The sequence below is a fragment of the Streptomyces otsuchiensis genome (assembly GCF_004305975.1).
Taxonomy (GTDB): domain Bacteria; phylum Actinomycetota; class Actinomycetes; order Streptomycetales; family Streptomycetaceae; genus Streptomyces; species Streptomyces otsuchiensis.
The window spans coordinates 1-6,418 of sequence record NZ_BHZI01000310.1 but is presented as its reverse complement, the minus strand read 5'-3'; the positions used below and the strand labels follow the sequence as shown (position 1 = coordinate 6,418).

The following is a 6,418-nucleotide window of genomic DNA, read 5'->3' as shown; positions in this document are numbered from 1 at the left end:
GGTCAGTGCGGGCGGGGTGCGCCGCGGTGGAGGAAGGCGCCGCGTCCGGCGGCGGCGGTCAGGTCGGTGGTGCTGCCGGGGCCGACCAGGTGGTCGCCGCGCGAGAGGACGTGGACGGGGCGGCCGGTGACGCGCATCCCCTCGTAGATGTTGTAGTCGGTGCGCAGGTGGTGGCCGGCGGCGCTGATCACATGGTCGGCGGCGGGGTCCCACACCACGAGGTCGGCGTCGGCGCCGGGGCTGACCGTTCCCTTGTGGGGGAAGAGGCCGAACAGTTTGGCGGCCCGGGTCGCGGTGAGGTCGACGAAGCGGCAGGGGTCGATCCGGCCGGCCGCCACGCCGGTCTCCCAGAGCACCATCAGCCGGTCCTCGATGCCGGGCACCCCGTTGGGGACCTTCGGGAAGTAACCCGGGCTGCGGAGCTTCTGCGGTGGCAGGTCGTCCGGCTGGTGGAGGCAGAATCCGGCGTGGTCGGTGGCGACCACGGCCATCTCGCCGGTGGTCAGCGCCCGCCACAGCTCGCGCTGGTTGGCACGTTCGCGGATCGGCGGGGAGCAGAGATAGGCGGCGGCGCCCTCGCCGAGGTCGCGGTAGTCCTCGTAGGCGACGGCCAGGTACTGGGGGCAGGTCTCGCCCCAGACCCGGGCCCCGCGTGCGCGGGCGCGGCCGATCTCGGCGGCGGCCTGACCGCTGGAGACATGGACGACGTAGAGCGGGCTGTCGACGGACTCGGCGAGGACGACGGCGCGGTGGACCGCCTCCGCCTCGGAGTCGTGGCCGTGGGCGAGGGCGTGGTTGGCCTCGCCGGTGCGGCCGTCGCCGACCAGGCGGCTGGTCTCCCGCTGGATCATGTGGCCGTTCTCGGCGTGCACCATGGGGAGCACCCCGAGCTCCCGGGCGAGGGCGAACCCCTCCAGCAGCTGGCCGTCGTCGACCATCTGGCCCGGGTAGGCCATGAAGAACTTCCAGCTCGCCGCGCCCTCGCCGGCGAGTTTCCGCAGGTCCTCCAGAACGTCGTCCTGCTGGTCGCGCGGCGGCACGATCGCGTGCAGGCCGAAGTCGATCACGGCCTTGACGGCGGCGGTGTCCCTGCGGCGCAGGTAGCTCTCCCGCAGGCCGTGTCCGGGCTCCTTCTTGACGAAGTCGAGCACGGTGGTGGTGCCGCCGTGCGCGGCGGCGACGGTGCCGGTGTGGAAGTCGTCGGCGGTGTGGGTGGAGAAGCCGTCGACCGGATACTCCAGATGGGTGTGGGCGTCGATGCCGCCCGGGAGGACGAGCATCCCGGAGGCGTCCAGCTCCCGGTCGGCGCTCCATCCGCCGCCGTCCCCGACCGCCGCCACGACGCCGTCGACGACGAGGACGTCGGCCCGGATCATCGCGTCCGCGTTGACCACGGTGCCGCCGCGGATCAGTGTCGATGCCATGCCCGATGCCCCTTTCGCTGGTGTTGCTCAGGTTTTCACTCTGCGGCCCGGCTTTGTACGGACTTTCGACTCTGTTCGGCGGCCGATGCCGTGCCGGGCGTACCGGGCGCCGTCGCCCGCCACACGGCCGTCACCGGGAGCGCCCGGCGGAACGTGGCCGCGGTGTCAGTCCTCGTAGTGCTCGTCGGCCAGCGAGAGCACGTCGTCGAGGACCTCCAGGGCCAGGTCGATCTCGTGGTCCTGGATGACCAGCGGCGGCGTCAGCCGCAGTACGTTGAAGTTGGCCGCCAAATACAGCCCCTGGTCCATGGCGGCCTTCAGCAGCCGGGCCACCGGCGCGGCGGCGGGCCCCTTGGCGTTGAAGGGGACCAGCGGCTCCCGGGTGGTGCGGTTCTTGACCAGTTCCACGCCGTAGAAGAGGCCGCGGCCGCGGATCTCGCCGATGCTGGGGTGGCGTTCCGCCAGAGCGGCGAGGCCGGCGCCGAGCCGCTCCCCCATCGCGGCGGAGTTCTCCACCACGCGCTCCTCGCGCATGATCTTCAGCGACGCCACGCCGGAGGCGCAGGCCAGCGGGTGGCCGGCGTAGGTGAGGCCGCCCCAGAACATGTTCTCGCGCAGCCAGTCGGAGATCCGGGCGGAGACGGTCATCGCGCCCAGCGGGACGTACCCGGAGTTGAGGCCCTTGGCGGTGACCAGGATGTCGGGCACGACGTCCCAGTGGTCGCAGGCGAACCAGGTGCCAGTGCGGCCGAAGCCGGCCATCACCTCGTCGAAGATCAGGATGATGCCGTGGCGGTCGCAGACCTCGCGCAGCGAGCGGAGGTAGCTGTCCGGCGGGTAGAGCAGCCCGTTGGTGCCGGTCACCGGTTCGACGATGACGGCGGCGACGGTGTCCGGGTTCTCGTACTGGAGCAGTTCCTCCAGGTGCGGGCCGCCGGAGCAGACCGGGCAGGGGTCGGGATGACCGGCGGGGCAGCGGTAGGTGTAGGGGTCGAGCATCCGCACCACGCCCGGCATGCCCGGTTCGGCCGCCCAGCGCCGGGGGTCGCCGGTCAGGGAGATCGCCCCGCCCGTCGCTCCGTGGTAGGAGCGGTAGCGGGCGATGACCTTCTGGCGGCCGGTGACGTGGCGCGCGAGCCGGATGGCGTTCTCGTTCGCGGCGGCCCCGCCGGTGGTGAAGAAGCTCATCCGCAGGTCACCGGGGGTGATCTGGGCCATCAGCTCGGCGAGTTCGGCGCGGGAGCGCTCGGCGAAGCCGGGGCCGATGTAACAGAGCGAGGACGCCTGTTCGCGGATGGCCTCGACCAGCTTCGGGTGCTGGTGCCCGAGGTTGAGGTTGACCAGCTGGGACTGGAAGTCGAGGTACTTGCGCCCGTCGTAGTCCCAGAACCAGGAGCCGGAACCGCCGGCCACCGGGATCGGCGAGAGCTTGCCCTGGACGGACCAGGAGTGGATGACGTACTCGCGGTCGGCCTCGGCCACCCGCTGCGCGGTCCAGGCGTCGGAGCCGGCCTGGGCGGCGCCGCCCTCGGCGGCGGTCTGGGTGTCGGTCTGGGTTGCGCTCACGCGGCTGCCCTGCCCCTCGAAGTCGTCCGCGGCGACGGCCGCGCGGTCACTTGGTCTCGGCGCCGAAGGACGCCAGCCGGGCCAGCGGGCGGCCGGCGTCGGCGGCCGCGCAGATCACCACGATCTCCCGGGGGCGGGGGACGTCCGCGAGCTGCAGGGTCACGGTCTGGTGGTGGGAGCGGGTCTTGGCGTCCGTCTTGTGCTTGAGCGGGATGTCGATCGGCGCACCCGGCAGGCCGACCTTCTCGGCGGCCGGCAGCAGCTCGGTGCCGCCGGCGGCGGAGCGGAAGACGTTGCCGAAGCGGAGGTTGTGGATGAGCGCGGAACCGTGCTCCACCTCGCCGCCGATCCCGACCAGCGCCGCCTTGCCGAACGCCTCGACCTCGCCGCCGAGCAGCTCGACGCAGGCGGGGCCGAGCAGCTCGCCGATCTCCTCGCCGAGTTCGTCGGCGAGGGTGACGAGGTCGTCGACGTAGCCCTCCGGGTAGGGGTTCTCGATCACGGCGGCGACGAAGGCGACCCGGTGCACCGGCTCCACCGGCCGGCCGTTCTCGCGCCGAGTCTCGTCGAGCTGCTTGATGATCTTGCGGACCGTGATGCCCATCTGGTGCTCCCAACCCTCGTCGGTTCATTTACCGAACCAGTGGTTCACATTCTTGAACCGTGCCACCGGGGGTGTCAAGAGGTGCGCGCGCACCGTTCCCAACTCGCCTCCGACCACCCCAGGTGACACGGCACCACCACCGGTGACCTGCGCGGACGGTTCGTATACGGAAACAGGAAGTACCGCTTGCGCACGGGGTATTGCCCGGGCGCGCAACCCGTGCCTAACATCACCGCCATCTCATCGAATCGATTCGACGAATCGATTCGACACGGAGGCGCCGTCCACCGTGCGCACCACCGCGAAGGAGCGGGCATGGCCACCATCAAGGACGTCGCGACGCTCTCGGGCGTCGCCCCGAGCACCGTCTCCTACGTCCTCAACGGCTCCCGGAAGATCTCCGAGGACACCCGGACCCGGGTACTCGACGCCGTACGGGAACTCGGGTACCACCCGCGTGCCAGCGCCCGCACCCTGCGCAGCGCCCGCAGCGACGTCCTCGTGCTGGCGGTCCCCCGGGAGGCCGGCAAGTACCGGGCCATGGACGGCAGGTTCGCCGTCGAGATCAGCGACGCGGCACGCGGCCACGGTTTCGACGTCCTGATGATGACCGACCCCGACGGAGTCCGCGGGCTGCGCCGGATCGCCGCTGGAGGACAGGCCGACGCCGCGATTCTCATGGCCGTCCAGGAGGAGGACGCGCGACTCGCCGCCATGCGCGAACTCGGTTTTCCCGTAGCACTGTTGGGCCACGGCAATGAACGCGACGAGTGGGGCGTGCCCTGGGTGGACCTCGACTGGGAGGCGGCCGTCTCCCTGGCCGTGCGCCAGGCGGTCGCGGCCGGCCACCGCCGCGTGGCGTTCCTCGCCTCCGCCGAGCACGAGATCGCCGCCCGCCGCGGCTACGCCCTGCACGGCCTCGACGGTGCCCGCGCCGCGGCCCGGGAGACCGGGGCGGAGGTCGTCATCCGCCCCTCCGCCGGGGACCCCGAGCGCGCGGCGGCCCGGGTGCGTGAACTGCTGGCCGGCTCCGAACCGCCCACCGCGCTCGTCATCCAGCATCTGATCCCGCTCACGCGCGTCCTCGCCGAGATCGCCGCGCTCGGCATCCGGCTGCCCGCGGACCTCGCCGTGATCCTCGTCGGCACGCTGCCCGACGAGTCGGGCACACCCGACCTGCCCCGGATCGACCTGCCGGTCGGCCGGATGTCGGCCGCCGTCACCGAGCTGGCGGTCCGGGCCATCGGGGCGGACGGCCGGGGTGCCGGCCCCGCGGAGACGAAGGCCACCGCCACGCTGAGCGCGACCACGAAGTCCGCCGCCACGGCCGGTACCACGGCCGCCGACTCGGCCGCCCGGACGGACGGCGACGGGCCCGGCCCCGCGCCACGCCGCGAGCTCATCACCCCGCGGATGACGCCCGGACCGGCCCTCTCACCGCCCCGCGCCGATCGTCCCGCCACCTGAACCGGGCGGCCCGCGGCGCAGCGGCGGGCCGTCCCCGCCCGACGTCCGCCCGAGCCGCCAAGGAGCGAGACCCCCAGATGAGACGCCGTACACGAGGCACCCCGGCCCGCGCCGTGGCCCTGCCCATGGCCGCCACCATGGCCCTGGCAGGCCTGGCCGGGTGCGCCCGGCAGCCGGACCCCGGCACCGTCACCGTGCTCAACTCCGCGACCAACACCGCCGAACACGAGGCGAACCAGGACCACTTCGACCGGTGCGCCGAGCCGCTGGGACTGCGGGTCGACCAGATCAGCGTCCCGGCCGACCAGGTGGCCACCAAGGCGCTGCGCATGGCCTCCTCGGACTCGCTGCCGGACATCCTGGAGCTGGACGGCTCCGAACTGCCGCAGTTCGCGGAGACCGGTGGGCTGCTGCCGGTCGGCGAGGCGGGCGTCGAGACCTCGGAGTTCTCCGACAGCGCCGTCTCGCTGGGTTCCTTCGACGGGACCCAGTACGGCGTCGCCCGGTCCGTCAACTCCCTGGCGCTGATCTACAACGTGGAGCTGCTGGCGGAGGCGGGGGTCGAACCGCCCACGACCTGGCAGGAGTTGGAGGAGACCGCGGCACTGCTGACCTCGGGGAGCACCTACGGCATGGCCTTCAGCGCCAGCCCGAACGCCGACGGCGTCTACCAGTTCCTGCCCTTCTTCTGGAGCGCCGGAGGCGACGAGGCCGCGCTCGACGACGGCGCCGGAGACGCCGCGCTCCAGCTGTGGAAGGAACTGGTGGACGCGGGCTCCGCCTCCCGCTCCGTCGTGAACTGGAACCAGCAGGACGTCAACGACCAGTTCATCTCCGGACGGGCCGCGATGATGATCAACGGCCCGTGGCAGGTGCCGGTGCTCAGCGGCCAGGACGCGGTGGAGTGGGCCGTGGCCACCATCCCGGTGCCCGAGGCCGGCCAGGACCCGGTCCCTCCCATCGGCGGGACCGTGATGACGGTGCCGGCCGGCGGCGAGGAGCGGGAACAGAACGCCGGCCGCATCCTCAACTGCCTCAACTCCGAGGAGAACCAGCTCTCCTGGGGAGAGCGGGTCAACAACGTTCCCACCCGCGCGGACGCCGCGCGGACCTACCGGGAGCAGAACCCCGAGCTGGCCGCCTTCGCCGACCTCGTCGCCACCGCCCGCTCCCGTACCGCCGAGGTCGGCACCCGCTGGCCGGTGATCAGCGACGCCATGGCCGGCGCCTTCCAGTCGGTGCTGACCGGACGTGCCACGCCGGAGGCCGCACTGGAGCGCGCCCAGCGCCAGGCCCGGGCCGGAGAGTGAGGACGCGACCATGACGACCACCCCCGAGACCACGTCCCGTCCCTCCC

Annotated in this window: 5 protein-coding genes; 2 read left to right on the top strand and 3 right to left on the bottom strand. The window is 72.5% G+C overall.

Annotated features, from left to right (window positions below):
• Nucleotides 1–2: 2 nt before the first annotated feature.
• From hydA to E0D90_RS22385, 3 genes are all read right to left on the bottom strand, one after another.
• Nucleotides 3–1,424 carry a dihydropyrimidinase gene (gene hydA / locus E0D90_RS22395; protein WP_103502086.1) on the bottom strand — a complete coding sequence of 474 codons (1,422 nt, stop codon included), beginning with the start codon at nt 1,422–1,424 and terminating at the stop codon, nt 3–5.
• A gap of 165 nt (nt 1,425–1,589) precedes the next feature.
• Nucleotides 1,590–2,990, bottom strand: coding sequence for an aminotransferase class III-fold pyridoxal phosphate-dependent enzyme (locus tag E0D90_RS22390; RefSeq protein ID WP_130799827.1), 1,401 nt, complete (start codon nt 2,988–2,990; stop codon nt 1,590–1,592).
• 46 nt (nt 2,991–3,036) lie between these two features.
• Nucleotides 3,037–3,594, bottom strand: a complete 558-nt coding sequence (locus E0D90_RS22385) for an amino acid synthesis family protein (protein ID WP_174856248.1) — start codon at nt 3,592–3,594, stop codon at nt 3,037–3,039.
• 315 nt (nt 3,595–3,909) lie between these two features.
• Here E0D90_RS22385 and E0D90_RS22380 point away from each other — a divergent pair, with 315 nt between their 5' ends.
• On the top strand, nt 3,910–5,061 hold the full coding sequence (locus tag E0D90_RS22380; protein WP_130799826.1) for a LacI family DNA-binding transcriptional regulator: 1,152 nt from the start codon (nt 3,910–3,912) through the stop codon (nt 5,059–5,061).
• A 77-nt stretch (nt 5,062–5,138) separates the two neighbouring features.
• Nucleotides 5,139–6,371: a sugar ABC transporter substrate-binding protein gene (locus E0D90_RS22375; protein WP_130799825.1), complete on the top strand. Its 1,233-nt coding sequence runs from the start codon at nt 5,139–5,141 to the stop codon at nt 6,369–6,371.
• Nucleotides 6,372–6,418 lie beyond the last annotated feature (47 nt).

Excerpts from the sequence above, each read along its gene's own strand:
- E0D90_RS22375 (WP_130799825.1), top strand. The coding sequence starts at position 5,139 with ATGAGACGCCGTACACGAGGCACCCCGGCCCGCGCCGTGGCCCTGCCC.
- hydA (WP_103502086.1), bottom strand. The coding sequence starts at position 1,424 with ATGGCATCGACACTGATCCGCGGCGGCACCGTGGTCAACGCGGACGCG.
- E0D90_RS22380 (WP_130799826.1), top strand. The coding sequence starts at position 3,910 with ATGGCCACCATCAAGGACGTCGCGACGCTCTCGGGCGTCGCCCCGAGC.
- E0D90_RS22385 (WP_174856248.1), bottom strand. The coding sequence starts at position 3,594 with ATGGGCATCACGGTCCGCAAGATCATCAAGCAGCTCGACGAGACTCGG.